This window comes from Rhodoplanes roseus (genome assembly GCF_003258865.1).
GTDB lineage: Bacteria > Pseudomonadota > Alphaproteobacteria > Rhizobiales > Xanthobacteraceae > Rhodoplanes > Rhodoplanes roseus.
The window spans coordinates 1-1050 of sequence record NZ_NPEX01000596.1; the positions used below are offsets into that span (position 1 = coordinate 1).

Sequence of the window (1050 nt, forward strand, 5' to 3'; positions counted from 1 at the left end):
CACCGTGGCGCTGCCGGTCGAGATCGTCTCCGATCCGGCGATTCGTCAGACGACGACCGAAATCGGCTGCTCGACGATGTCCCGGAACACGCCCAGCAACTGCGCTCCCAAGGCGCCGTCCACGGCACGGTGATCGCACGACAGGGTGACGCTCATCCGGCCGGCGAAGCCGACGCTGCCGTCCGCGCGCTCCACCGCCTCCCGGCGCGACGCGCCAATCGCCAGGATGGTGGCGTGCGGCGGATTGATGATGGCGGCGAACTCGCGCACGCCGTACATGCCGAGGTTGGAGATCGCCGAAGAGCCGCCCTGATACTCGGTCGGCTTCAGCTTTCTGGCGCGCGCGCGCTCCGCCAGGTCGCGGACCTCTCCCGAAATCGCCGTCAGCGACTTGCTGTCCGCGCCGCGGATCACCGGCGTGACGAGGCCGCCGTCCAGTGCGACGGCGACGCCGATGTCGGCCTGCGCGAAACGCAGGATGCGATCTTCGGCCCAGACCGCATTGGCGGCCGGGATGCGTCGCAGCGCCGTCGCCCACGCCTTGATGATGAAGTCGTTGAGCGAGAGCTTGTAGGCCGGCCTGCCGTCGCCTCCTGTCGGAGCGGCCGCATTGGCCTCCTCGCGCATCGCCAGCAGACGATCGATGTCGACGTCCGCGGTGAGGTAGAAGTGCGGGATCGTGCTCTTGGCCTGAACCAGCCGCGTCGCGATGGTCCGGCGCATCGCATCGAGCGGCACCTCCTCGTGCGGCACGTCCCGATACAGCGCCAGAACCTGCTCGGCACTCGGCCCCGCCGGCACGGTCGCGACGCCGGCGCCGGTCTGCGGCGCCGCCGTGATGTCACGGGCGACGATGCGGCCGTTCGGTCCCGAACCCGTCACGCGCGACAGGTCGATGCCTGCCTGGGACGCCAAGCGTCGCGCCAGCGGTGTGGCGTAGGCACCGCCCGCCGTCCGGGCCTGTCCGTAATTCCGCTCCGGCGTGCGCACCGCATGGAACGGATTGAGCGGGCCGGCCGGCGCCCGCGTCGCCGGCTGGGGTGCCGCGTG

Annotated in this window: 1 protein-coding gene; it reads right to left on the bottom strand. The window is 71.0% G+C overall.

The genetic code is table 11. The annotated features are described in order from the left end of the window. Window positions 1–45 precede the first annotated feature (45 nt). The coding region (locus CH341_RS31490) for a 2-oxo acid dehydrogenase subunit E2 (RefSeq protein ID WP_111423665.1) at window positions 46–1050 on the bottom strand (1005 nt) is incomplete at its 5' end.